Annotated in this window: 22 protein-coding genes and 1 other RNA gene; 17 read left to right on the plus strand and 6 right to left on the minus strand. The window is 55.1% G+C overall.

Features of this window, described 5'->3' with window-relative positions:
- The first annotated feature begins 150 nt into the window (after window positions 1-150).
- The 5 genes from lon to fadM all read left to right on the plus strand — a co-directional run bounded on the left by lon (window position 151) and on the right by fadM (window position 6,161).
- Complete coding sequence (gene lon / locus ACQ0PY_RS06165) at window positions 151-2,505, plus strand: endopeptidase La (protein ID WP_042285905.1); 2,355 nt, start codon at window positions 151-153, stop codon at window positions 2,503-2,505.
- A gap of 208 nt (window positions 2,506-2,713) precedes the next feature.
- Entirely contained in the window at window positions 2,714-2,986 is a 273-nt protein-coding gene (gene hupB / locus ACQ0PY_RS06170) for a nucleoid-associated protein HU-beta (protein ID WP_042324500.1), read from the plus strand.
- A gap of 267 nt (window positions 2,987-3,253) precedes the next feature.
- Window positions 3,254-5,128, plus strand: coding sequence for a peptidylprolyl isomerase (gene ppiD / locus ACQ0PY_RS06175; protein WP_054176080.1), 1,875 nt, complete (start codon window positions 3,254-3,256; stop codon window positions 5,126-5,128).
- Between the two features lie 150 nt (window positions 5,129-5,278).
- Window positions 5,279-5,659, plus strand: a complete 381-nt coding sequence (locus tag ACQ0PY_RS06180) for a helix-hairpin-helix domain-containing protein (RefSeq protein ID WP_043001577.1) — start codon at window positions 5,279-5,281, stop codon at window positions 5,657-5,659.
- A gap of 103 nt (window positions 5,660-5,762) precedes the next feature.
- Complete coding sequence (gene fadM, locus ACQ0PY_RS06185; RefSeq protein WP_043001576.1) at window positions 5,763-6,161, plus strand: long-chain acyl-CoA thioesterase FadM; 399 nt, start codon at window positions 5,763-5,765, stop codon at window positions 6,159-6,161.
- Window positions 6,162-6,225: 64 nt separating this feature from the next.
- Here fadM and queC read toward each other — a convergent pair whose 3' ends face one another.
- Window positions 6,226-6,921 (minus strand): 7-cyano-7-deazaguanine synthase QueC, encoded by a 696-nt coding sequence (queC, locus tag ACQ0PY_RS06190; RefSeq protein ID WP_043001575.1) that lies wholly within the window; start codon window positions 6,919-6,921, stop codon window positions 6,226-6,228.
- 190 nt (window positions 6,922-7,111) lie between these two features.
- The gene (locus ACQ0PY_RS06195; RefSeq protein WP_109739950.1) at window positions 7,112-8,812 is read right to left on the minus strand and encodes an SgrR family transcriptional regulator; all 1,701 of its coding nucleotides are present in this window, start codon (window positions 8,810-8,812) and stop codon (window positions 7,112-7,114) included.
- A 99-nt stretch (window positions 8,813-8,911) separates the two neighbouring features.
- On the opposite strand from ACQ0PY_RS06195, the gene cof reads away from it, so the two are divergent.
- Window positions 8,912-9,730 carry an HMP-PP phosphatase gene (cof, locus tag ACQ0PY_RS06200; protein ID WP_043001573.1) on the plus strand — a complete coding sequence of 273 codons (819 nt, stop codon included), beginning with the start codon at window positions 8,912-8,914 and terminating at the stop codon, window positions 9,728-9,730.
- A 43-nt stretch (window positions 9,731-9,773) separates the two neighbouring features.
- Here the strand turns inward: cof and ACQ0PY_RS06205 are convergent, their stop codons facing one another.
- Window positions 9,774-10,829: a PLP-dependent cysteine synthase family protein gene (locus ACQ0PY_RS06205; RefSeq protein WP_081097251.1), complete on the minus strand. Its 1,056-nt coding sequence runs from the start codon at window positions 10,827-10,829 to the stop codon at window positions 9,774-9,776.
- Window positions 10,830-10,941: 112 nt separating this feature from the next.
- On the opposite strand from ACQ0PY_RS06205, the gene decR reads away from it, so the two are divergent.
- From decR to amtB, 5 genes are all read left to right on the plus strand, one after another.
- Window positions 10,942-11,400 carry a DNA-binding transcriptional regulator DecR gene (gene decR, locus ACQ0PY_RS06210; protein WP_043001571.1) on the plus strand — a complete coding sequence of 153 codons (459 nt, stop codon included), beginning with the start codon at window positions 10,942-10,944 and terminating at the stop codon, window positions 11,398-11,400.
- A gap of 45 nt (window positions 11,401-11,445) precedes the next feature.
- Window positions 11,446-13,218: a SmdA family multidrug ABC transporter permease/ATP-binding protein gene (locus ACQ0PY_RS06215; protein ID WP_150547063.1), complete on the plus strand. Its 1,773-nt coding sequence runs from the start codon at window positions 11,446-11,448 to the stop codon at window positions 13,216-13,218.
- Window positions 13,211-14,989: a SmdB family multidrug efflux ABC transporter permease/ATP-binding protein gene (locus ACQ0PY_RS06220; RefSeq protein WP_109739952.1), complete on the plus strand. Its 1,779-nt coding sequence runs from the start codon at window positions 13,211-13,213 to the stop codon at window positions 14,987-14,989. The genes ACQ0PY_RS06215 and ACQ0PY_RS06220 overlap by 8 nt, the downstream gene beginning before the upstream one ends.
- 223 nt (window positions 14,990-15,212) lie before the next feature.
- Window positions 15,213-15,551, plus strand: a complete 339-nt coding sequence (gene glnK / locus ACQ0PY_RS06225; RefSeq protein WP_002891893.1) for a P-II family nitrogen regulator — start codon at window positions 15,213-15,215, stop codon at window positions 15,549-15,551.
- Between the two features lie 31 nt (window positions 15,552-15,582).
- Window positions 15,583-16,869, plus strand: coding sequence for an ammonium transporter AmtB (gene amtB / locus ACQ0PY_RS06230; protein WP_043001568.1), 1,287 nt, complete (start codon window positions 15,583-15,585; stop codon window positions 16,867-16,869).
- Between the two features lie 73 nt (window positions 16,870-16,942).
- Here amtB and tesB read toward each other — a convergent pair whose 3' ends face one another.
- On the minus strand, window positions 16,943-17,806 hold the full coding sequence (tesB, locus tag ACQ0PY_RS06235; protein WP_043001567.1) for an acyl-CoA thioesterase II: 864 nt from the start codon (window positions 17,804-17,806) through the stop codon (window positions 16,943-16,945).
- A gap of 212 nt (window positions 17,807-18,018) precedes the next feature.
- On the opposite strand from tesB, the gene ACQ0PY_RS06240 reads away from it, so the two are divergent.
- Window positions 18,019-18,588 (plus strand): YbaY family lipoprotein, encoded by a 570-nt coding sequence (locus ACQ0PY_RS06240; RefSeq protein ID WP_044267638.1) that lies wholly within the window; start codon window positions 18,019-18,021, stop codon window positions 18,586-18,588.
- A gap of 31 nt (window positions 18,589-18,619) precedes the next feature.
- Here the strand turns inward: ACQ0PY_RS06240 and ACQ0PY_RS06245 are convergent, their stop codons facing one another.
- Window positions 18,620-18,931: an MGMT family protein gene (locus ACQ0PY_RS06245; protein WP_043002001.1), complete on the minus strand. Its 312-nt coding sequence runs from the start codon at window positions 18,929-18,931 to the stop codon at window positions 18,620-18,622.
- A gap of 162 nt (window positions 18,932-19,093) precedes the next feature.
- On the opposite strand from ACQ0PY_RS06245, the gene ffs reads away from it, so the two are divergent.
- From ffs to ACQ0PY_RS06260, 3 genes are all read left to right on the plus strand, one after another.
- Window positions 19,094-19,190: signal recognition particle sRNA small type (gene ffs, locus ACQ0PY_RS06250), an RNA gene on the plus strand.
- A 199-nt stretch (window positions 19,191-19,389) separates the two neighbouring features.
- The gene (locus ACQ0PY_RS06255) at window positions 19,390-19,641 is read left to right on the plus strand and encodes a hypothetical protein (protein WP_043001565.1); all 252 of its coding nucleotides are present in this window, start codon (window positions 19,390-19,392) and stop codon (window positions 19,639-19,641) included.
- The gene (locus ACQ0PY_RS06260; protein WP_043001564.1) at window positions 19,638-19,856 is read left to right on the plus strand and encodes a hypothetical protein; all 219 of its coding nucleotides are present in this window, start codon (window positions 19,638-19,640) and stop codon (window positions 19,854-19,856) included. Before ACQ0PY_RS06255 ends, ACQ0PY_RS06260 begins: the two co-directional genes overlap by 4 nt.
- On the opposite strand, the gene yczR is transcribed toward ACQ0PY_RS06260, so the two are convergent.
- Window positions 19,853-21,280, minus strand: a complete 1,428-nt coding sequence (gene yczR, locus ACQ0PY_RS06265) for a MocR-like transcription factor YczR (RefSeq protein WP_109739953.1) — start codon at window positions 21,278-21,280, stop codon at window positions 19,853-19,855. The two genes, ACQ0PY_RS06260 and yczR, sit on opposite strands and share 4 nt — an antisense overlap.
- Before the next feature lie 84 nt (window positions 21,281-21,364).
- Between yczR and yczE the strand changes: the two genes are divergently transcribed.
- Together yczE and ACQ0PY_RS06275 are read left to right on the plus strand one after the other, a co-directional pair.
- Window positions 21,365-21,961: a membrane protein YczE gene (yczE, locus tag ACQ0PY_RS06270; protein ID WP_044258943.1), complete on the plus strand. Its 597-nt coding sequence runs from the start codon at window positions 21,365-21,367 to the stop codon at window positions 21,959-21,961.
- Between the two features lie 82 nt (window positions 21,962-22,043).
- Window positions 22,044-22,397, plus strand: coding sequence for a DUF1428 domain-containing protein (locus tag ACQ0PY_RS06275; protein ID WP_043001561.1), 354 nt, complete (start codon window positions 22,044-22,046; stop codon window positions 22,395-22,397).
- Window positions 22,398-22,413 lie beyond the last annotated feature (16 nt).

Consider the following 22,413-nt stretch of genomic DNA (forward strand, 5'->3'; position numbering starts at 1 on the left):
GGGGATTTTATCTCCCCTTTACTTTTTCCGTAATCATGGCGTTGAATGTGTGGGAAACATCCCCATATACTGACATACATGTTAAAGGTGGCATGAAGCACAGCTATGCCATCTGATTACCTGGCGGACACTAAACTAAGAGAGAGCTCTATGAATCCTGAGCGTTCTGAACGCATTGAAATCCCCGTATTGCCGTTGCGCGATGTGGTGGTTTATCCGCACATGGTCATACCCTTGTTTGTAGGGCGGGAAAAATCTATCCGTTGTCTGGAAGCGGCTATGGACCATGATAAAAAAATCATGCTGGTCGCCCAGAAGGAAGCATCAACGGATGAGCCGGGTGTAAACGATCTTTTCACCGTCGGGACCGTGGCCTCTATTTTGCAGATGCTGAAACTGCCTGACGGCACCGTCAAAGTGCTGGTCGAAGGGTTACAGCGTGCGCGTATTTCTGCGCTGTCTGATAACGGCGAGCACTTCTCTGCGAAAGCGGAATACCTTGATTCGCCTGCTATTGACGAGCGCGAACAGGAAGTGCTGGTACGCACGGCGATCAGCCAGTTCGAAGGCTACATCAAGCTGAACAAGAAAATCCCACCAGAAGTACTGACGTCGCTCAATAGCATTGACGATCCGGCGCGTCTGGCGGACACCATCGCTGCCCATATGCCGCTGAAGCTGGCGGATAAGCAGTCCGTACTGGAGATGTCAGACGTGAACGAGCGTCTGGAGTATCTGATGGCGATGATGGAGTCTGAAATCGATCTGCTGCAGGTTGAGAAGCGCATTCGCAACCGCGTGAAAAAGCAAATGGAGAAATCTCAGCGTGAGTACTATCTGAATGAGCAGATGAAGGCGATTCAGAAAGAACTCGGCGAAATGGACGACGCGCCGGACGAAAACGAAGCGCTGAAGCGGAAGATCGACGCGGCAAAAATGCCGAAAGAGGCGAAAGAGAAAGCCGAAGCTGAACTGCAGAAGCTGAAAATGATGTCGCCGATGTCAGCGGAAGCGACCGTCGTGCGTGGTTACATCGACTGGATGGTTCAGGTGCCGTGGAATGCGCGTAGCAAGGTTAAAAAAGACCTGCGTCAGGCGCAGGAAATCCTTGATACCGACCATTATGGTCTGGAGCGTGTGAAAGACCGCATCCTTGAGTATCTCGCGGTACAAAGCCGTGTGAACAAAATCAAGGGGCCGATCCTGTGCCTGGTGGGACCGCCGGGGGTAGGTAAAACCTCTCTGGGTCAGTCCATCGCCAAAGCGACCGGGCGTAAATACATCCGTATGGCGCTGGGCGGCGTGCGTGATGAAGCGGAAATTCGTGGCCACCGTCGGACATACATCGGTTCAATGCCGGGTAAACTGATCCAGAAAATGGCGAAAGTGGGCGTGAAAAACCCGCTGTTCCTGCTCGATGAGATCGACAAAATGTCTTCCGACATGCGTGGCGATCCGGCATCCGCACTGCTTGAGGTGCTGGATCCCGAGCAGAACGTGGCCTTCAGCGATCACTACCTGGAAGTGGACTACGATCTCAGCGACGTGATGTTTGTCGCGACCTCCAACTCCATGAACATTCCAGCGCCGCTGCTGGATCGTATGGAAGTGATCCGTCTGTCCGGGTATACCGAAGACGAGAAGCTGAACATTGCCAAACAGCACCTGTTGCCGAAGCAGATTGAGCGTAACGCGCTGAAGAAAGGCGAGCTGACGGTCGACGACAGCGCCATTATCGGCATTATTCGTTACTACACTCGTGAGGCTGGCGTGCGTAGTCTGGAACGTGAAATTTCCAAACTGTGCCGGAAAGCGGTTAAGCAGTTGCTGCTGGATAAGTCACTGAAACACATTGTGATCAATGGCGATAACCTGCACGACTACCTGGGTGTACAGCGCTTTGACTATGGTCGCGCGGACAATGAAAACCGCGTAGGCCAGGTGACAGGTCTGGCGTGGACGGAAGTGGGTGGCGATCTGCTGACCATCGAAACCGCCTGCGTGCCGGGCAAAGGTAAGCTGACCTACACCGGTTCGCTGGGTGAAGTGATGCAGGAGTCCATTCAGGCTGCATTGACCGTGGTGCGTGCGCGTGCGGAAAAACTGGGTATTAATCCGGACTTTTACGAAAAACGCGACATTCACGTTCACGTTCCGGAAGGGGCGACGCCGAAAGACGGTCCGAGCGCCGGTATTGCGATGTGTACCGCACTGGTTTCCTGCCTGACCGGTAACCCGGTGCGTGCCGATGTGGCGATGACCGGTGAGATCACCCTGCGTGGTCAGGTACTGCCGATCGGTGGGTTAAAAGAAAAACTTCTGGCTGCGCACCGTGGTGGTATTAAAACGGTCTTAATTCCGGATGAAAACAAACGCGACCTGGAAGAGATTCCGGACAATGTTATTGCCGATTTGGACATCCATCCGGTGAAACGCATTGAAGAGGTTCTGACGCTCGCATTGCAAAATGAACCCTCTGGAATGCAGGTTGTGACGGCAAAATAGTGACCTCGCGCAAAGAGCACTAATAAAAACAGGGCTGGCAGGCCATTTCGTACTTGCCAGCCTTTTTTTGTATAGCTAATTTAGATGACGGATTGGGCTTGCCATCATTATCGGGTGTTGTAAGGGCATGGCAGGCCTGATATAACTGCTGCGCGGTCGCACTTTGAAGGATTCTGGTGCGATATAAATTATAATGAGGAAGAGAAGAGTGAATAAATCTCAACTGATCGACAAAATTGCTGCAGGGGCTGATATCTCCAAAGCTGCGGCAGGGCGTGCGTTAGACGCAATTATTGCTTCTGTTACCGAATCTCTGAAAGAAGGGGATGACGTTGCGCTGGTAGGTTTTGGTACTTTTGCTGTTAAAGAGCGTGCTGCCCGTACTGGCCGCAACCCGCAAACAGGTAAAGAGATCGCCATTGCTGCCGCCAAAGTACCTGGTTTCCGTGCAGGTAAAGCACTGAAAGACGCAGTAAACTAAGCGTGATCCCCTTCCGGGGACAGGACTCAGTACAAGGGCGCATCAATTGATGTGCCTTTTTTGTTTTTGCAGCGATTTTCTACATGTTGTGGGCTGACAATCGCCCCTGTTTCTTGTCACAATAGGCCTTTATGCGCAGCGTTCAGGAAACGCTATGCTGCGTAACGCGTATATACACAAGGCATTCACGTTTCATCGGGGCAGTTAACGACGAGGCCGCGTGAAAGATGCCGTGTATAGTCACCTACAGCGGAGTGTGGTTACACCATGATGGACAGCTTACGCACGGCTGCTAACAGTCTCGTGCTCAAGATTATTTTCGGAATCATTATCGTGTCGTTCATTCTGACCGGCGTGAGTGGTTACCTGATTGGCGGAGGCAACAACTACGCCGCTAAAGTGAATGACCAGGAAATCAGCCGTGGGCAGTTTGAGAATGCGTTCAACAGCGAACGTAATCGCATGCAGCAACAGTTGGGCGATCAGTACTCTGAGCTTGCGGCAAACGAAGGTTACATGAAAACCCTGCGCCAGCAGACGCTTAATCGTCTGATTGATGAAGCGCTGCTTGATCAGTATGCCCGCGAACTCAAACTGGGCATCAGCGACGAGCAGGTGAAGCAGGCGATTTTCTCCACGCCGGCATTCCAGGTCGATGGCAAATTTGATAACAACCGCTATAACGCGATTGTTAATCAGATGGGGATGACCGCTGACCAGTATGCGCAAGCCTTGCGTAACCAACTGACTACACAGCAGCTTATCAGCGGCGTCGCGGGCACCGATTTTATGCTCAAGGGTGAGACTGATGAGCTGGCGGCGCTGGTTGCACAGCAGCGTGTCGTCCGTGAAGCCACGATTGACGTCAATGCTCTTGCAGCGAAGCAGTCGGTGACGGATCAGGAAGTGGCCAGCTACTACGAGCAGCACAAAAACAGCTTCATGACTCCGGAACAGTTCCGCGTCAGCTACATCAAGCTGGACGCCGCCTCGATGCAAAAGCCGGTTAGCGATGAAGATATCCAGTCTTATTACGATCAGCATCAGGATCAGTTCACCCAGGCACAGCGTAGCCGTTACAGCATCATCCAGACTAAAACGGAAGATGAAGCGAAAGCGGTACTCGACGCGCTGAACAAAGGTGGTGATTTTGCTGCGCTGGCGAAAGAGAAATCGGCCGACATCATCTCTGCCCGCAACGGCGGCGATATGGGTTGGCTGGAAGACGCCACCACGCCGGAAGAGCTGAAAAATGCCGGGCTGAAAGAGAAGGGCCAGCTTTCTGGCGTGATTAAATCCTCTGTTGGCTTTCTGGTTGTGCGTCTGGACGACATTCAGCCGGCGGTTGTGAAGCCGCTGAACGAAGTCCGTGATGACATCGCAGCGAAAGTGAAACAGGAAAAAGCGCTGGATGCTTACTTTGCTTTACAGCAGAAAGTGAGCGATGCGGCGAACAATGATACGGAATCTCTGGCGGGTGCCGAACAGGCAGCTGGCGCGAAAGCGGTACAGACGGGCTGGTTCAGTCACGAGAACCTGCCGGAAGAGCTGAATTTCAAACCGGTATCAGACGCCATTTTTGATGGTGCTCTGATGGGTGAAAACGGCGCGCCGGGCAGAAACTCCGATATCATCACCGTCGATGGCGATCGCGCGTTTGTTCTGCGTATCAGCGATCACAAGGCAGAGGCCGTGAAGCCGCTGTCTGAGGTGAAAGATCAGGTTACGGCGCTGGTTAAGCACAACAAGGCAGAGCAGCAGGCTAAACTGGATGCGGAAAAACTGCTGGTTGAGCTGAAGGCGGGTAAAGGCGCAGAAGCGATGAAAGCCGCTGGTCTGAGCTTTGGAGAGTCTAAAACGCTGAGCCGTACGGGCCAGGATCCGGTTAGCCAGGCGGCGTTTGGTCTGAGCCTGCCGGCGAAAGATAAGCCGAGCTATGGCATTGCCAACGATATGCAGGGCAATGTGGTTTTGCTGGCTCTGGACGACGTGAAAGCGGGCTCCATGCCGGAAGATCAGAAGAAAGCGATGGTTCAGGGGATCACCCAGAACAATGCGCAGATTGTCTTTGAGGCATTGATGAGTAACCTGCGTAAATCGGCGAAAATCAAAATCGGCGATGCGATGGATCAACAGCCGTAATCGTCGAGACGTCTCGCAAATCATTGCACAACCGTTGTAACACCTGAAGGCCGCTTTCGCGGCCTTTTCCATTTCTGACATTTGCCATTTGTTCGTTGGTTTTAACCTCGTTATCGTGATTCCACTGTTCACTAACAAGGAGAAAACAGTATGAAACATGGAATCAAAGCGTTACTTATCACCCTTTCCTTCGCCTGCGCGGGTATGACGCAAAGCGCGCTGGCGGCGTCATCGACAGCGGCAGCGAAAAGCCCGGCGGTGGAGACCAGCGCACAAGCACCGGTTGCAGGGCAAAACAAATCCGCGGTTCCGGCGAAAGCCAGCACCGAAGAGGGCACCAGGGTCAGCATCAATACCGCATCGGCAGAAGAGCTGGCGCGCGCGATGAACGGTGTTGGCCTGAAGAAAGCACAGGCGATCGTCAGCTATCGTGATGAGTACGGTCCGTTTAAAACGGTGGAAGATCTCAAACAAGTACCGGGGATGGGCAACGCGTTAGTGGAGCGCAATCTGTCTGCTTTAACACTTTAATCACTTGCGCACTGGCAAATATTTGCCAGACTGAGAGAGGTCATACCAGTTATGGCCTCTCTACTCCTGTCTCTCTATAACAAAAACGTAAGGTCTCTGCGCTATGCAAACACAGATTAAGGTTCGTGGTTATCATCTTGATGTCTACCAGCACGTGAATAATGCCCGCTATCTTGAGTTTCTGGAGGAAGCCCGCTGGGATGGCCTGGAGAGCAGCGATAGCTTTCAATGGATGACTGCCCACAATATCGCTTTCGTGGTGGTCAACATCAATATTAACTATCGCCGTCCGGCGGTTCTGAGTGATCTGCTAACCGTCACCAGTCAGGTGCAACAGCTAAACGGGAAAAGCGGTATTCTAAGCCAGGTGATTACGCTGGAACCGGAAGGACAGGTGGTGGCTGATGCGCTTATTACGTTCGTCTGTATTGATCTGAAATCGCAAAAAGCGCTGCCGCTGGAAGGGGAGTTACGCGAAAAGCTGGAGCAGATGGTGAAGTAGGGGTGGATGATCCAACTGTTGGCCGGATAAGGTGCCTGGCACCGCCATCCGGCGAAACCCGCAATTATTTCAAACCGGTCTTCTGCTTCATTGCCGCCATTATGACCGGTTTATCTGCCAGGTAATGATTCAGGCCATTTGCGCGTAGATTACAGGCCGCGCAGTGGCCGCAACCGTCGCCCTTGATGCCGTTATAGCAGGTCAGCGTTTCTTCACGTACCAGATCCAGCTTGCCCCAATAATCTGCCAGCGCCCAGGTTTCGGCTTTATCAATCCACATCAGCGGCGTTTCAAAGCGGATATCTTTCGCCATCCCCAGTTTAATGGCGTGATTCAACGCCTCGACAAAATCATTGCGGCAGTCAGGGTAACCAGAGAAATCGGTCTCGCAGACGCCGGTAATCACCGCTTCTGCTTTTACCTGATAAGCATAAATCGCCGCCAGGGTCAGAAACAGAATATTACGTCCAGGGACAAAGGTATTCGGGATCCCATCGGCATCCGGTTCATAATCCGGAACCGGGATGTTGTCACGGGTCAGGCTGCTGACTGCCAGTTCACTCAGCAGCGTCACGTCCAGTACTTTGTGTGCACGTGCACCCAGTTTCAGGGCCAGATCACGTGCAACATCAATCTCCGCGCGATGGCGCTGACCATAATCAAAGGTCACGCAATGCACTTCATCATACTGATGCAGCGCCTGCACCAGACAGGTGGTGGAGTCCTGGCCTCCACTGAATACTACGACGGCACGTTTCATGGTTAATCCTGATAAGTTACTGTACACAAAGCCATTCAAATTGCATCGAGACGAAAAGTCTGAGAATCTCCTGGAGTTTACATAAGTAAATGACAGGGGTGAACAGACGTAGCCGACAAAGAGGCAGTTTGAAGAATGACGTGTATAAAGCCGCTATGGTAGCGCCAGAGTTGCCTGGCGACCAGCTTCTTCACGACGCGGGTGGTGGTAGCCAGGCTTCGGTGAACTCAAACCAGCCGCGCGGATTCAACCGCACCCCGTTCACACCAGGTGGTGCGCTGATGCGATAGTGATAGTTAAACAGCGGCGTCAGCGTCGCGTCATCCATCAGGCTGGCGAAAACTTGCCGCAGCGCGGCATAGCGATGATCCTCTTCCGGTCTGATTTGCAGCGCATCCAGCGTGGCCTGAAGATGTGAGAATGTTGGTGCATCAAGCACGTGCGGCCAAAGTGAATCACAGCGTAGCCACTGTTCGAGTGTATATTCGGGCGCTTCGCCAATCAGGCGGTCTCCCATCAGCAGATCCGCTTCGGCAAGCCGTTGGCAGCCGTCCCAGGTTTTCGCGTTATGAAAAATCAACGTCAGTTCGCAGCCGAGGGCGGCCAGCGTGTGGCGCAGGTGTTCTGCCATAGTATGCAGTTCCACCGGCAGGTGATAAACCAGCGTCATTTTTTTCGGTAGTTCAACCGATTCCAGCCCCTCCCACTGCGGGATGTCCCAGCCAGGCAACAATTCGTTGCAGGGCGTAATCAGGTTTTCTCTCACATCCAGCGTTTGCAGCAGTGAAGAACGATGAATAAGGCTGACCAGCCGACGAGCCTGCAGTGGCGTCAGGTGGGCGCTTTTTTTCAGCGCGAGATAGCAAAAGCCGAGACTGATGCCGGTACTTACCGGGCTCACCGTGGCGAGCTCTTCGGGTTTGCCAATGGTTATCTGCACCGGATGGCGACAACTGGTGCCGAGATCTTGCTCAAAAAGCTGAGGGGTGATCCAGTATTCAATGGCTTTGAGCAGTGGGTGTACGAGATGGTAATGGTCATGGCTTTCCAGACGTACCAGTTCGGGCGTAAACAGCGTCAGACGAAAAGGTCCCGTTCCGATGACGGGGTGTTCCGGATGTGCCAGCAGGCTGCCGTAGCTTGCCAGCCGGTGCGCCAGCCAGAAATCCGGGCGGTGCAGGATAAACGTCAGGCACTGCGGATGCGTCACCTCAATGTGCTTTACGCTGATAAACAGCCGGTTCAGTGCCGGGAGTTTGCGCAACATCAGCAGTCGCTGATGAAGCTGTGTGGTTTCTACCGCGTCACCGTTGTGCCAGAACAGCGTCGAGCGGATATAGAAGTCCCAGCGCAACCCGTCGGCGGAAATATCCCAGTGGTGGGCTAAATCCCCGCAGGGCCGCTGCGTCTGGCTGTCAAAACGGGTCAGTCCGGAGAAAATCTGCCCTGCGAGATGTTGCTCGGCGCGACCGGGAAGAAAACCAGAATGCAGCGGTTCAAGCTGACGGTAATAGGGAATACGCAGCGTGGGCGTGTCGTTTTGCCATTGACCCCCCATAAAGGGCTGCAGCATGGCCCGCAGTTCACCGGGTGCCAGTTGCGCCAGCTCCAGTACGCTAAGCTGTTGGCCCTTCTCCAGCGCCTGTTCCATCATCGCCGTGCGCAATGATTCCGGGGCCACCAGAAAACGCAGTTGCCCGCGCTTACCGCGTCCGGACTGCGCCTCCCAGACCAGCCAACCTGATTCCTGCGCCTGGCGCAACAACGTGCGGACGTGCCGCTCACTACAGAAGCAGCGTTCAGCCAGTTCCCCGACGGTCACGTGCTGCGGTTCGCCGTTAGAAGGCTGCCAGAGTCGCTGGTACTGATTAAGCCGATTGAGAAGTCGCATATAAACCCGGAACAATTTCTTTTATCTATTCACTATTACTTCCGTATATCTCAGGTAATACTGAATCACAAGTTAATCCGTCACCGAGTGGAGAAAGAGATGGCACGCCTGGCTGCATTTGATATGGATGGCACCCTGTTGATGCCAAATCACCTTTTGGGTGATGAAACGCTCTCTACTCTGGCGCGTCTGCGCGAACGTGACATTACCCTGACGTTTGCCACCGGACGCCATGTACTGGAAATGCGCCATATTCTCGGCACTTTTTCTCTCGATGCTTTTCTGATCACCGGTAACGGGACACGCATTCACTCGCTGGAAGGCGAGGTGCTGCACCGTCAGGATCTGGATCCGGCTGTTGCTGAGATCGTCCTGCATCAGCACTGGGACACACAGGCGAGTATGCATGTCTTCAACGATAACGGCTGGTTTACCGGACAAGAGATCCCCGAGATGCTGCACGCCCACGTCTATAGCGGTTTTCGCTATCAGATTGTGGATGTCGCGCGTATTCCGGCAGATCGGGTGACTAAAGTTTGCTTCTGTGGCGATCATGACGATTTGACGCGGCTGAAAATTCAGCTTGAAGAGGTACTGGGCGCACGAGCCCATCTTTGTTACTCGGCGATCGATTGCCTGGAAGTACTGCCGGTAGGCTGTAACAAAGGTTCTGCACTGGAGGTCCTGAGCGGACATCTGGGGCTGTCGCTGGCGGAATGTATGGCGTTTGGTGACGCGATGAACGATCGCGAAATGCTTGGCAGCGTCGGCCGTGGCCTGATCATGGGCAATGCCATGCCGCAGCTTATTGCCGAACTTCCCCATTTACCGGTGATTGGTCATTGTCGCAACCAGGCGGTATCACACTTTTTGACACATTGGCTGGACTATCCAAATCTTCCTTATTCCCCCGAATGAGAGACCCTACCAGCACCGGGCGTTCAGCCCGGTTTTTTTTGATTTAATGGGTATTCAGCAACCCCGCCAGCTCTGCTTTCGCCGCGCTAAGATCGCCAATATGGGCGCTCACCCATTCAGCATGGTAGTAGGTGTCCAGATAGCGTTCGCCGCTGTCGCACAGTAGCGTCACCAGCGAACCGGTTTCTCCGGCTTCGCGCATGCGGGCGGCCAGTTGCAACATTCCCCACATATTGGTGCCCGTAGAGGCGCCGACTTTGCGGCCCAGTTGCGTTTCCAGCCAGTGCGCGGTCGCCACGCTGGCGGCATCCGGTACGCGCAGCATCTCATCGACCACGTCGGCAATGAATGACGGTTCGACGCGCGGGCGTCCAATTCCTTCAATTTTGCTGCCGACAGGGCTGCGCAGCGTAGCATCACGCGACTGCCAGAAAGGCAGGAAGACGGAGTTTTCCGGGTCCACCACCATCAATTTTGTATCGTAACCCTGGCAGCGGATGTAGCGGCCAATGGTCGCGGAGGTCCCGCCGGTTCCGGCGCTCATCACAATGTGTTTCGGTACGGGATGCGGTTCACACTGCATCTGGCGGAAGATGCTGTCGGCGATATTGTTGTTACCGCGCCAGTCGGTGGCGCGTTCGGCATAGGTGAACTGATCCATATAATGGCCGTTCAACTCATGCGCCAGTTGTTCTGACGCCGCATAAATCTCGCAGGCGCTGTCCACGAAATGACAGCGACCACCGTAAAATTCAATCTGTTCGATTTTCCGTTTGGCCGTGCAGGCGGGCATGACGGCGATAAACGGCAGCCCCAGCAGGCGCGCGAAATAGGCTTCGGAGACTGCCGTTGAACCGGAAGAGGATTCGATAATCGTCGTGCCTTCCTTAATCCAGCCATTGCACAACCCATAGAGGAACAGCGAACGCGCCAGCCGGTGCTTCAGGCTACCGGTCGGGTGGGTGCTTTCATCTTTCAGATAGAGCTGGATATCCGGAAATGCCGGTAATGGCAGGCGGATAAGATGGGTATCCGCCGAGCGCTGATAATCCGCGTTAATCTCATTGATGGCATTTTTAACCCAGGTGCTGTTCATCATTAATATCCATTTGTCATTTTGTGCCAAGAGTAGCGAAAAGCACGGAAAAAATTGTTGCCATTTAGCCTTTAAAATAGAATGTAAGGAGAAAATTCTTCTCTGAGGTGCCGGTATGTTAGATAAAATTGACCGTAAGCTGCTTGCATTGTTGCAACAGGACTGCACCCTCTCTTTGCAGGCGCTGGCGGATGCCGTTAATCTGACCACCACACCCTGCTGGAAACGCCTCAAACGACTGGAAGATGAGGGAATTCTGGTCGGTAAAGTCGCACTGCTGGATCCGGAAAAACTGGGGCTGGGATTAACCGCCTTTGTGCTCATTAAAACCCAGCATCACAGCAGTGACTGGTATTGCCGCTTCGTGACGGTGGTCAGTGAGATGCCGGAGGTGTTGGGCTTCTGGCGCATGGCCGGGGAGTACGATTACCTGATGCGGGTTCAGGTGGCCGACATGAAGCGCTATGACGACTTCTATAAACGTCTGGTCAATAGCGTTCCCGGTCTGTCGGACGTCACGTCGAGCTTTGCCATGGAACAGATTAAATACACCACTGCGCTGCCAATCGAATAACTCTCCCGGCACGATTTGCCGGAAAATCAGGTCAGGACATAATACGTGCGATTATTTGCTCAATTAAGCTGGTATTTTCGCCGGGAGTGCCGTCGCTACCTCGGGGCGGTTGCCTTGCTTATCCTCATCGCTATTCTGCAACTCATTCCACCAAAAGTGGTCGGTATTGTGGTGGATGGCGTATCTACACAACGCTTTACGCCGCAACAGATCATGCTGTGGATTGGCACCATCGCCCTGATTGCCGTGGTGGTCTATCTGCTGCGCTACGTCTGGCGCGTGCTGCTGTTTGGTGCGTCTTACCAACTGGCAGTGGAGCTACGCGAAGATTATTACCGCCAACTCAGCCGCCAGCATCCTGAATTTTATCTGCGCCACCGCACTGGTGATCTCATGGCGCGCGCCACCAATGATGTCGACCGCGTGGTCTTTGCCGCCGGGGAAGGGGTTCTGACGCTGGTGGATTCGCTGGTGATGGGCTGTGCGGTGCTGATTGTGATGTCCACGCAGATCAGCTGGCAGCTTACGCTGTTTGCTCTACTGCCGATGCCGGTAATGGCGCTGATGATCAAACGCTACGGCGATCGTCTGCATGATCGTTTCAGACTGGCACAGGCGGCGTTCTCCAGTCTCAATGACCGTACCCAGGAGAGCCTGACCAGTATTCGTATGATCAAAGCCTTTGGTCTGGAGGATCGGCAGTCCGCACTGTTTGCGGCTGATGCGGAAGATACCGGGAAGAAAAACATGCGCGTGGCGCGTATTGATGCCCGTTTTGATCCGACGATTTATATCGCCATCGGCACGGCGAATCTGCTGGCTATCGGTGGCGGCAGTTGGATGGTCGTACAAGGTTCGCTGACGCTGGGACAACTGACCAGCTTCATGATGTACCTCGGGCTGATGATTTGGCCGATGCTGGCGCTGGCGTGGATGTTTAACATCGTGGAGCGCGGCAGCGCCGCTTACGGTCGTATTCGCGCAATGCTGGCCGAAGCGCCGGTGGTGAATGATGGCAGCGAACCGGTGCCGGAAGGGCGGGGCGAACTGGCGGTGGCGATCCGTGCGTTCTGCTATCCGCAAACCACGCACCCGACGCTGGAAAACGTCAATTTTCAGCTTAAGCCTGGGCAGATGCTCGGCATCTGCGGGCCGACCGGCGCGGGTAAAAGTACTGTGTTGTCGCTGATTCAGCGCCATTTCGATATCACCGAGGGGGATATCCGCTTTCATGACATTCCTCTGCCACGCCTGCAACTGGATAGCTGGCGCAGTCGGCTGGCGGTGGTCAGTCAGACGCCATTTCTGTTTTCAGATACCGTGGCGAATAACATTGCGCTGGGCTGCCCCAGCGCCACGCAACAGGATATTGAACATGTGGCGCGTTTAGCCAGCGTACATGAGGATATTCTTCGTCTGCCGCAGGGTTACGATACCGAGGTCGGCGAGCGCGGCGTGATGCTTTCCGGCGGACAGAAACAGCGTATCTCCATTGCGCGGGCGCTGTTGCTGAATGCCGAAATCCTGGTCCTGGACGACGCCCTGTCGGCGGTGGACGGGCGAACGGAGCATCAGATCTTACACAATCTGCGCCAGTGGGGAGAAGGGCGAACGGTGATTATCAGCGCGCACCGCCTCTCGGCGCTGACTGAAGCGAGCGAAATCATCGTGATGCAGCATGGGCATATCGCGCAGCGCGGCGATCACGAGGCGCTGGTGCAGCAGGCGGGGTGGTATCGCGATATGTACCGTTATCAGCAACTGGAAGCGGCGCTTGATGATGCGCCGGAAAATAACGAGGAGGCGGCAAATGCGTAGTTTTGGGCAGTTATGGCCGACCCTCAAACGCCTGCTGGCCTATGGATCGCCATGGCGAAAACCGTTAGGCGTTGCAGTGATTATGCTGTGGGTCGCGGCGGCCGCAGAAGTCAGCGGGCCGCTACTGATAAGCTACTTCATCGACAACATGGTGGCTAAAAATAATCTGCCGCTGGGGAGGGTGACCGGACTCATTGCCTCCTATCTTGGGCTGCAGATTCTCGCCGCCAGTCTGCACTATGCTCAGTCGCTGTTGTTTAACCGCGCTGCGGTCGGCGTGGTGCAGCAATTGCGTACCGACGTGATGGATGCCGCGCTGCGTCAGCCGTTGAGTGAATTTGACACGCAGCCCGTCGGGCAGCTCATTTCGCGCGTCACCAACGATACCGAAGTGATCCGCGATCTGTATGTCACGGTAGTCGCGACAGTTCTGCGCAGCGCGGCGCTGATTGGCGCGATGCTGGTGGCAATGTTCAGTCTCGACTGGCGCATGGCGCTGGTGGCGATCCTGATTTTCCCGGCGGTGCTGGTGGTGATGATTATCTATCAGCGTTACAGCACGCCGATAGTCCGTCGTGTGCGGGCTTATCTCGCCGATATCAATGATGGCTTCAACGAAGTGATTAACGGCATGAGCGTGATCCAGCAGTTTCGCCAGCAGGCGCGCTTTGGTGAGAGGATGGGCGAAGCCAGCCGCTCGCATTATCTGGCGCGTATGCAGACGTTGCGTTTAGATGGCTTCTTATTACGGCCTCTGCTGAGCCTGTTTTCCGCGCTCATTCTCTGCGGTCTGTTGATGTTGTTCAGTTTTACGTCGGCAGGGACAATAGAAGTCGGGGTGCTCTACGCCTTTATCAGTTATCTGGGACGCCTGAATGAACCGCTGATCGAACTGACCACTCAGCAGTCGATGCTGCAACAGGCCGTGGTGGCCGGGGAGCGCGTGTTTGAACTGATGGACGGGCCGCGCCAGCGTTACGGGCAGGACCCGCGACCGCTGGCGTCCGGGCAGATTGACGTTGAGGATGTGTCGTTCGCCTACCGCGATGATAATCTGGTGCTGCAAAATGTCAGCCTTTCCGTACCGTCCCGCAGTTTTGTTGCACTGGTTGGGCATACCGGCAGCGGTAAAAGTACGCTTGCCAGTCTGCTGATGGGCTATTACCCACTGAGTCAGGGGGAGATTCGCCTTGACGGGCGTCCATTACGTTCACTGAGTCACAGCGCGTTGCGTCAGGGCGTCGCGATGGTGCAACAGGATCCGGTGGTCATGGCGGATTCATTCCTGGCAAACGTGACGCTGGGGCGGGATATCTCTGAAGAACAAGTGTGGCAAGCCCTGGAGACGGTGCAACTGGCGGAACTGGCTCGCGGGATGAGCGAAGGCATTCATACCCAACTTGGTGAGCAGGGGAACAATCTCTCCGTCGGGCAGAAACAGCTGCTGGCGCTGGCGCGGGTACTGGTGGCAACGCCGCAAATTTTGATCCTCGACGAAGCGACTGCCAGTATCGATTCCGGTACTGAGCAGGCCATTCAACATGCGCTGGCCGCCGTGCGCGAACACACCACGCTGGTGGTGATTGCGCACCGACTGTCGACCATTGTTGAGGCGGACACCATTCTGGTGCTTCATCGTGGACAGGCGGTAGAGCGTGGTACTCATCAGCAACTGCTTGCGGCGCAAGGGCGCTACTGGCAGATGTATCAGCTCCAGCTCGCTGGCGAAGAGCTTGCCGCCAGCGTTCGCGAGGAGTCGCTTCCCGCCTGATGCACCGCCACTGCCGGGTCGCTTCGGCGGTGGTGCAAAAATGTAACGCATCATGCACTGCCATGGTGCGTTTTTCTTTTCCCGTTCCGTTTTCCATTCTGAATCGCCAGTCAGACGGCCTGTAGAACAGACATCGGCCCCGCTTTTTCAATTCTGGCATACCCCTTGCAATACCTCAGTCGTGTAGTCGCACCATATGCCGAATTCTGACTGGAGGGGATCTATGAAGCTGGTTACCGTGGTAATCAAACCGTTCAAACTGGAAGACGTCCGCGAAGCGCTCTCTTCTATTGGTATTCAAGGGCTGACCGTCACCGAAGTGAAAGGGTTCGGACGTCAGAAGGGTCATGCCGAGTTATATCGGGGTGCAGAGTACAGCGTCAACTTCCTGCCTAAAGTGAAGATTGATGTGGCCATTGCCGACGACCAACTGGATGAAGTGATCGATGTCATCAGCAAGGCGGCCTACACCGGAAAAATTGGCGACGGCAAAATTTTCGTCGCGGAGCTGCAACGCGTCATTCGTATTCGCACCGGCGAAGCTGACGAAGCGGCGCTGTAAAGCCTGGCACACAGTAACGGGAAACGACAAAATGAAGATAGCAACGATGAAAACGGGCCTTGCTTCGCTGGCGCTGCTGCCAGGTCTCGCGATGGCTGCTCCGGCAGTGGCGGATAAAGCCGATAACGCCTTTATGATGATTTGTACCGCGCTGGTGCTGTTTATGACCATACCGGGTATCGCCCTGTTTTACGGCGGTTTGATCCGCGGGAAGAACGTCCTGTCGATGCTGACGCAGGTCACCGTCACCTTTGCGCTGGTGTGCATCATATGGGTGGTGTTTGGTTATTCACTGGCATTCGGCGAAGGGAACAGCTTCTTCGGTAATTTCAACTGGGTGATGCTGAAAAACATTGAGCTGACCGCCGTAATGGGCAGTATCTACCAGTATATTCACGTTGCTTTCCAGGGATCGTTTGCCTGTATTACTGTCGGCCTGATCGTCGGTTCGCTGGCGGAACGCATCCGTTTCTCTGCCGTCCTGATCTTCGTGGTGGTCTGGCTGACCCTCTCCTACATTCCGATTGCCCATATGGTGTGGGGCGGCGGCCTGTTGGGATCGCACGGTGCGCTGGACTTTGCCGGCGGTACCGTCGTGCATATCAACGCCGCCATCGCTGGCCTGGTGGGGGCTTACCTGATTGGCAAACGTGTGGGTTTCGGCAAAGAGGCGTTCAAACCGCATAACCTGCCGATGGTCTTTACCGGTACGGCGATCCTCTATATCGGTTGGTTCGGCTTTAACGCCGGTTCCGCAGGGACGGCGAACGAAATTGCTGCGCTGGCCTTTGTGAACACCGTTGTTGCCACGGCCGCCGCGATCCTCGGCTGGATCTTCGGCGAGTGGGCGTTGCGCGGTAAACCGTCTCTGCTGGGGGCATGCTCAGGGGCGATTGCCGGTCTGGTTGGCGTGACGCCTGCCTGTGGTTACATCGGTGTCGGTGGCGCGTTAATCATTGGTGTGGTGGCTGGCGTGGCCGGGCTGTGGGGCGTGACAATGCTCAAACGTCTGCTGCGCGTTGATGACCCGTGTGATGTGTTTGGCGTTCACGGTGTCTGCGGGATTGTCGGTTGTATTCTTACCGGGGTCTTTGCCTCAAGCGCACTGGGCGGTGTGGGCTTTGCTGAAGGGGTGACGATGGGGCATCAGCTGCTGGTTCAGCTTGAGAGCATCGCCATCACGATCGTCTGGTCTGGCGTCGTGGCCTTCATCGGCTACAAGCTGGCGGATATGACCGTTGGTCTGCGCGTCCCGGAAGAGCAAGAGCGCGAAGGGCTGGATGTGAACAGTCACGGCGAGAATGCCTACAACGCATAACAGAAAAATGCCCGGTGAACTTAACCGGGCAACGCGGGATATCGCCGGATGCGCAGCAATGCCATCCGGTTTTTTATTCGTTGTGATTACGCATTACCCCTTCCTGCACGGTCGAGGCCACCAGTTTGCCATCCTGCGTGTAGAACTCGCCGCGAACAAATCCGCGCGCGCTGGAGGCCGACGTGCTTTCCACGCTGTACAGCAGCCATTCATTCAAATCAAACGGACGGTGGAACCACATGGAATGGTCGATCGTGGCAATCTGAATCCCTTTTTCCAGGAAACCAATGCCGTGAGGTTGCAGGGCAACCGGCAGGAAATTGAGATCGGAGGCGTAGCCCAACAGATACTGATGGACGCGAATGTCGTTGGGTAACGTACCGTTCGCGCGGATCCACACCTGGCGCGTGGGTTCTGCCACATGGCCTTTTAACGGGTTATGAAACTCAACGGGACGCACTTCCAGCGGGCGATCGCAGAGAAATTTATCTTTTAAAATCGGCGGCAACTGATGCGCGACTGACCGGGCAATGTCGGTTTCTGATGTCAATCCTTCCGGCGCGGGGGCGTGCGGCATGGTTTTTTGATGTTCGAAACCGGGCTCTGGCGCCTGGAATGAAGCGGTCATATAAAAAATAGGCTTTCCGTTCTGAATAGCGGCAACGCGGCGGGCGCTGAAGCTGTTGCCGTCGCGCAGAACTTCCACGTCATAAATAATCGGTCGCTGGCTATCACCAGGGCGTAAAAAATAGCTATGAAACGAGTGGACCAGGCGTTCTTCTGGTACCGTTTCTTTCGCTGCATACAGCGCCTGACCGACGACCTGTCCACCAAATACCTGGCGCAGTCCTAAGTCTTCACTTTGGCCCCGAAAGAGTCCTTCCTCAATTTTTTCCAGATTCAACAATGTCAGCAAATTGTTCAGTGCCTGACTCATACATGCTCTCCAGGTAACAACGACGCCGAAGCGAGATAGGCAGAGTATAACGCAATTTTGGAAGTGGTCCGATGGGTGCAATAGTCTGAAAAACTGGCCAATTCCAGGCAAAAATAAGTGATATGTGCCACACTTAGCTACGTTACGTTTTTGTTAACCACTCTTCCGGCGGGAGGAAAACCCGCTGGTGCAGAGATGATAAGGAGAATTTAATGAAGCTCATGCACATGGTAAGTGGTTTAGCGGTTGCGGTTGCTCTGGCCGCCTGCGCGGATAAAAGCGCGGATATCCAGACGCCAGCGCCAAACCCAAACACTTCAGCAACGGCCACACAGCCTGCTATTCAGCAACCTAATGTCTCGGGTACCGTATGGATCCGTCAGAAAGTGGCATTGCCGCCTGACGCCGTGCTTACCGTGACCCTGTCGGATGCGTCGCTCGCCGACGCCCCGTCGAAAGTGTTGTCCCAGAAAGCGGTTCGTACCGAAGGGAAACAGGCGCCATTTAGCTTCGTTCTGCCGTTTAACCCGGCTGACGTGCAGCCGAATGCCCGCATTTTGCTGAGTGCGGCAATTACGGTGAATGACAAACTGGTGTTCATTACCGATACCGTTCAGCCGGTCATCAACCAGGGCGGCACGAAAGCCGATCTGACTCTGGTGCCGGTCCAGCAAACGGAAGTGCCTGTACAGGCAAGCGGTGGGGCAGCGACAACGGTGCCTTCAACTTCGCCAACGCAGGTCAACCCGTCTTCAGCGGTGCCTGCTCCGACACAGTACTAAGGCCTGTCTGACCCTCTCCATCCGGAGAGGGTCAATAATTCCAGCGATACCGTTGCAAATCAATCAGCCCGCTCCCTGATACCACAATACCTTCCGCCAGTAATGCCTGCCGTTGTCGCTGTAGATCGGGACCGGTGAGTGAAATCGCGCCGTGCCGATTCACCACCCGATGCCAGGGCAGGGTGCTGCCTTCGGGTAAACGTTTGAGTACGCCGCCGACCTGTCTGGCCGCGCGCGGAGAACCTGCGAGCAATGCGATGTCGCCATAAGTGGTGACACAGCCTTCGGGAATGGAGGCAACAATTTGCCAGACGCGCTGAGGGAAAGTGTCTTGTCTGTCCATGGTCTCTTCCTGCGGTAATCCTTCAGCATAATCTGGAATGGCGGGCGCGGGAAGTTCCATTGCGCAAGAAACCAGCATCTGACCGCCGATGGCTTGCAATTACAGGGGGCAGCAGTGATAATGCGCCTGCGCGTTGGTTAACAACGCTCTCAATGGGGGCTCTGTTGGTTCTCCCGCAACGCTACTCTGTTTACCAGGTCAGGTCCGGAAGGAAGCAGCCAAGGCAGATGACGCGTGTGCCGGGATGTAGCTGGCAGGGCCCCCACCCATTTGTGCCATCTGGCATCACATCTTCGTTTTTCTTCTTGTTGTTGTCATGGTTTTGTCATTTTTTTGTCATCAAATGCTGGCAAAGTGTTTTTGGGATGTTAAATCCTGGCGCTCAATTCGCTTATCACGCCATGGCGATCCTGTCGTCGCCGGAACCGTGCTTTTGCCTGTCCACAAGGATTCTTACGATGGCTACTGCAGTACTGAATGTCAAAATTGATGAGACGTTAAAAGAAAAACTTCGTCATTACGCTGAACTGAATAATGAGAATTTAAGCGTCACGACAGAAAAACTGCTGCTGATTGCCTTCGACGTTGCGGCAGAGGCGGGGGTCTCGGCTGGCGATATCGATAGCCAACACACGGAAGAGTCGTTTGTTGAGCCACTGACTCCTAAAGAAATCAAAGCATTGCGCAGACTACTGAAGAAGAAAAAATGAAACAGCAAACGCTATCCATCGCCAGTAACTATGGCGAAGCCTGTGAACTGCTCCGCTCGGGTTATGTTAAGCATGTTTGCCTGAGCTGGAACGTTGGTAGTGATGAATTTTTCCGTATAGCCTCTGACTGGTGCGATGCCGGTGCCAAAATAAAGAAAGAGGGCGATAATTTTGTGATTTCCCTCAAGGGTTTTCCGGTTCCTCGCCAGCATTAAATAATCTTACGCACCTTAGCGTTGCCGGACTGCAGACGCAGTGTTTCCCAGATCGGTTCCAGGGTGTTAAACGCCGCGCGCAGAGGCTCTTCCGGTAAGGCAAACGGCATACGTAAGAAACGATCAAACGCGCCCGCGAGCCCAAAACGGGTGCCTGTTCCGAGTTGGATCCCGACGCTTTCCGCCCGCGTGGCGAAAAGCGTCGCCAGCGTATCCGGCAGTTCTACCCAGAAGGATAATCCGCCCTGTGGTTGCTGATAGCGCCACTCGGGAAAGTGTTTGCGCATCAGGGTGTCGCAGAGTGCGCGCCGCGCGGCGAGCTGTTGTCTGCGCTGCGGCAAAAATGAATCAGCATTATCAAGGAGCCACGTGGTGGCAAGTTGTTCGATGACCGGCGAGCCCAAATCGACCGTATCCCGTGTTTGCACCAGCGCGGCGATGGTACGTGATGGCGCACGCACCCAGCCCAGACGCAGTCCTCCCCAGAAACTCTTGCCCGCTGAACCCAGCATAATTACCGGGGCGTCGCGGTGATACGCCGCCAGTGGCGGGGGCGGTGGGGCGTCGTACCAGAGGTTCACCATCGTTTCGTCAATCACTAGCGTTGTACGCGTACGGGCAGCAATATCCGCGATGACGTGCCGCGTCTCATCATCCATACACCGCCCGGTGGGATTATGGAAATCCGGCATCAGATAGGCCATTCTCGGTGAGGTCTGGGCGATGGTTGCGGCCAGTCCATCCGTATCCCAACCCTGTTCGGGTAATGACACGCCCACCGGTCGACAGGAGGCGCCCTGAATGGCCGCAATTGCCAGCGGGTACGTCGGATGATCGACCACTACCCGATCGCCGGGGCCAGTCAATAAGCGCAGGATCAGCGCCAGACCACTGACCGCGCCGTTGACCACCATGATTTCATCCGCCGTTGTCGGCAGGCCTCGCGCACAGTAATGACGGGCGAGCGATTCACGCAAGCCGAGTAATCCCTGTGGTTGATAGCCCGACGTCAGCAAATGCGGTGGCATCGCAACCAGCGCCTGTTGATAAGCCTGATGGATTTCAGGTCCCGCACTGAGGGCAGCGGTGGAGAGATCCAATGCCATCGTGGTACCAGTTCGCGTGGGCACTTCGCGGATATGACCTGGCAGAACCACACGCGACCCACTGCCGTGCCGACTCTCCAGATATCCCTCTTCCCGCAATTGCGCCAGCGCGCTGGCCACGGTGGTCCGGCTGACGTCGAGTACCGCAGCCAGTTCGCGTTCTCCGGGCAAACGGCTGTCGAGTGCCAGACGCCCGTCGAGGATCAGCATACGCAACGCTTCTGCCAGTTGCCGCCAGAGCGGAGTTCTTGCGGCGCTGTCCTGCCAGTGCCCAAGCAGGCGCTGGAGAGATTGACTTCCATAACGACGTGATGACATTGCAGTCCACTTTTTCAAAACTGGTCATTAATCATAGTGCCAATTACAGCGATGATGAAGGCTATCTGAACGGGGAGGGTGAAAATGGGGCGTCGTCTGGTTCAACTTTATTTTGGGCTGGCTCTGTATGGGGTATCAACCGCGATGTTTGTGCGCGCGGATTTAGGTGCCGATCCGTGGAACGTGTTCCATCTGGGGCTGGCGAATCTGTTGTCGATGAAGATTGGCGTGGTGATGATTATTGTCGGCGCGCTGGTACTCCTGCTGTGGATCCCCCTGCGTCAGCGCCCAGGATTGGGGACGCTCAGTAACGTGATTGTGATCGGGCTTGCCGCCGATGCCGCGCTGGCGATGATACCAACGTTTTCCTCTCTCGCGGTGCGTAGCCTTGTGCTGGTGGCGGCCGTGGTAGTGAACGCCCTGGCGACGGGGATGTACATTGGCGCGGGGTTTGGCGCCGGACCGAGAGACGGTCTGATGACCGGTATTCACGCCCGCACGGGATGGTCGGTGCGTACGATCCGAACGGCGATTGAAGTTTCTGTTTTACTGAGCGGTTGGCTGCTCGGCGGTACGCTTGGCGTCGGAACCGTGCTGTATGCGCTGGCGATTGGGCCGCTGATCCAGATCTGCCTGCCGTGGTTTCGCTACAAACCCAGGGCGCGGATTCAGACGGCGTAGACAGGAGAGGGCGACTAAACTTATTCACGACTGACGCGGCTGGAATAGGCTTGTCGCGCGGTGGACTTCGGAGGTTTTTCTCATGAAGTACGTGGATGGATTTGTCCTTGCCGTACCTGCCGAAAACAAGGAGGCTTATAAGGCGATGGCGGCAAAAGCAGCACCGCTGTTCAAGGAATTTGGCGCGCTCCGCATTGTGGAATGTTGGGCCGAGGATGTGCCCGATGGCAAACTCACCGATTTTCGTATGGCGGTGAAAGCCGAGGAGCACGAAGAAGTGGTATTCAGTTGGATTGAATACCCGTCGAAAGAAGTGCGGGATGCGGCGAATCAGAAGATGATGAACGATCCGCGCATGAAAGCGTTCAGTGAGTCGATGCCGTTTGATGGTAAACGCATGATTTACGGCGGATTCTCCCCCATTATCGACGACTAGCGTGACTGGCTGTGCG

This window comes from Citrobacter sp. LST-B2, from assembly GCF_057983045.1.

Coding starts and splice junctions, on each gene's coding strand:
- ACQ0PY_RS06205 (WP_081097251.1), bottom strand. CDS start 10,829: ATGATGAACAGCACCTGGGTTAAAAATGCCATCAATGAGATTAACGCG.
- yczR (WP_109739953.1), bottom strand. CDS start 21,280: ATGTCATCACGTCGTTATGGAAGTCAATCTCTCCAGCGCCTGCTTGGG.
- ACQ0PY_RS06195 (WP_109739950.1), bottom strand. CDS start 8,812: ATGCGACTTCTCAATCGGCTTAATCAGTACCAGCGACTCTGGCAGCCT.
- queC (WP_043001575.1), bottom strand. CDS start 6,921: ATGAAACGTGCCGTCGTAGTATTCAGTGGAGGCCAGGACTCCACCACC.
- lon (WP_042285905.1), top strand. CDS start 151: ATGAATCCTGAGCGTTCTGAACGCATTGAAATCCCCGTATTGCCGTTG.
- ACQ0PY_RS06275 (WP_043001561.1), top strand. CDS start 22,044: ATGAAGTACGTGGATGGATTTGTCCTTGCCGTACCTGCCGAAAACAAG.
- ACQ0PY_RS06255 (WP_043001565.1), top strand. CDS start 19,390: ATGGCTACTGCAGTACTGAATGTCAAAATTGATGAGACGTTAAAAGAA.
- decR (WP_043001571.1), top strand. CDS start 10,942: ATGTTAGATAAAATTGACCGTAAGCTGCTTGCATTGTTGCAACAGGAC.
- ACQ0PY_RS06260 (WP_043001564.1), top strand. CDS start 19,638: ATGAAACAGCAAACGCTATCCATCGCCAGTAACTATGGCGAAGCCTGT.
- yczE (WP_044258943.1), top strand. CDS start 21,365: ATGGGGCGTCGTCTGGTTCAACTTTATTTTGGGCTGGCTCTGTATGGG.
- tesB (WP_043001567.1), bottom strand. CDS start 17,806: ATGAGTCAGGCACTGAACAATTTGCTGACATTGTTGAATCTGGAAAAA.
- ACQ0PY_RS06240 (WP_044267638.1), top strand. CDS start 18,019: ATGAAGCTCATGCACATGGTAAGTGGTTTAGCGGTTGCGGTTGCTCTG.
- cof (WP_043001573.1), top strand. CDS start 8,912: ATGGCACGCCTGGCTGCATTTGATATGGATGGCACCCTGTTGATGCCA.
- ACQ0PY_RS06245 (WP_043002001.1), bottom strand. CDS start 18,931: ATGGACAGACAAGACACTTTCCCTCAGCGCGTCTGGCAAATTGTTGCC.
- glnK (WP_002891893.1), top strand. CDS start 15,213: ATGAAGCTGGTTACCGTGGTAATCAAACCGTTCAAACTGGAAGACGTC.
- ACQ0PY_RS06180 (WP_043001577.1), top strand. CDS start 5,279: ATGAAACATGGAATCAAAGCGTTACTTATCACCCTTTCCTTCGCCTGC.
- amtB (WP_043001568.1), top strand. CDS start 15,583: ATGAAGATAGCAACGATGAAAACGGGCCTTGCTTCGCTGGCGCTGCTG.
- ACQ0PY_RS06220 (WP_109739952.1), top strand. CDS start 13,211: ATGCGTAGTTTTGGGCAGTTATGGCCGACCCTCAAACGCCTGCTGGCC.
- ppiD (WP_054176080.1), top strand. CDS start 3,254: ATGATGGACAGCTTACGCACGGCTGCTAACAGTCTCGTGCTCAAGATT.
- fadM (WP_043001576.1), top strand. CDS start 5,763: ATGCAAACACAGATTAAGGTTCGTGGTTATCATCTTGATGTCTACCAG.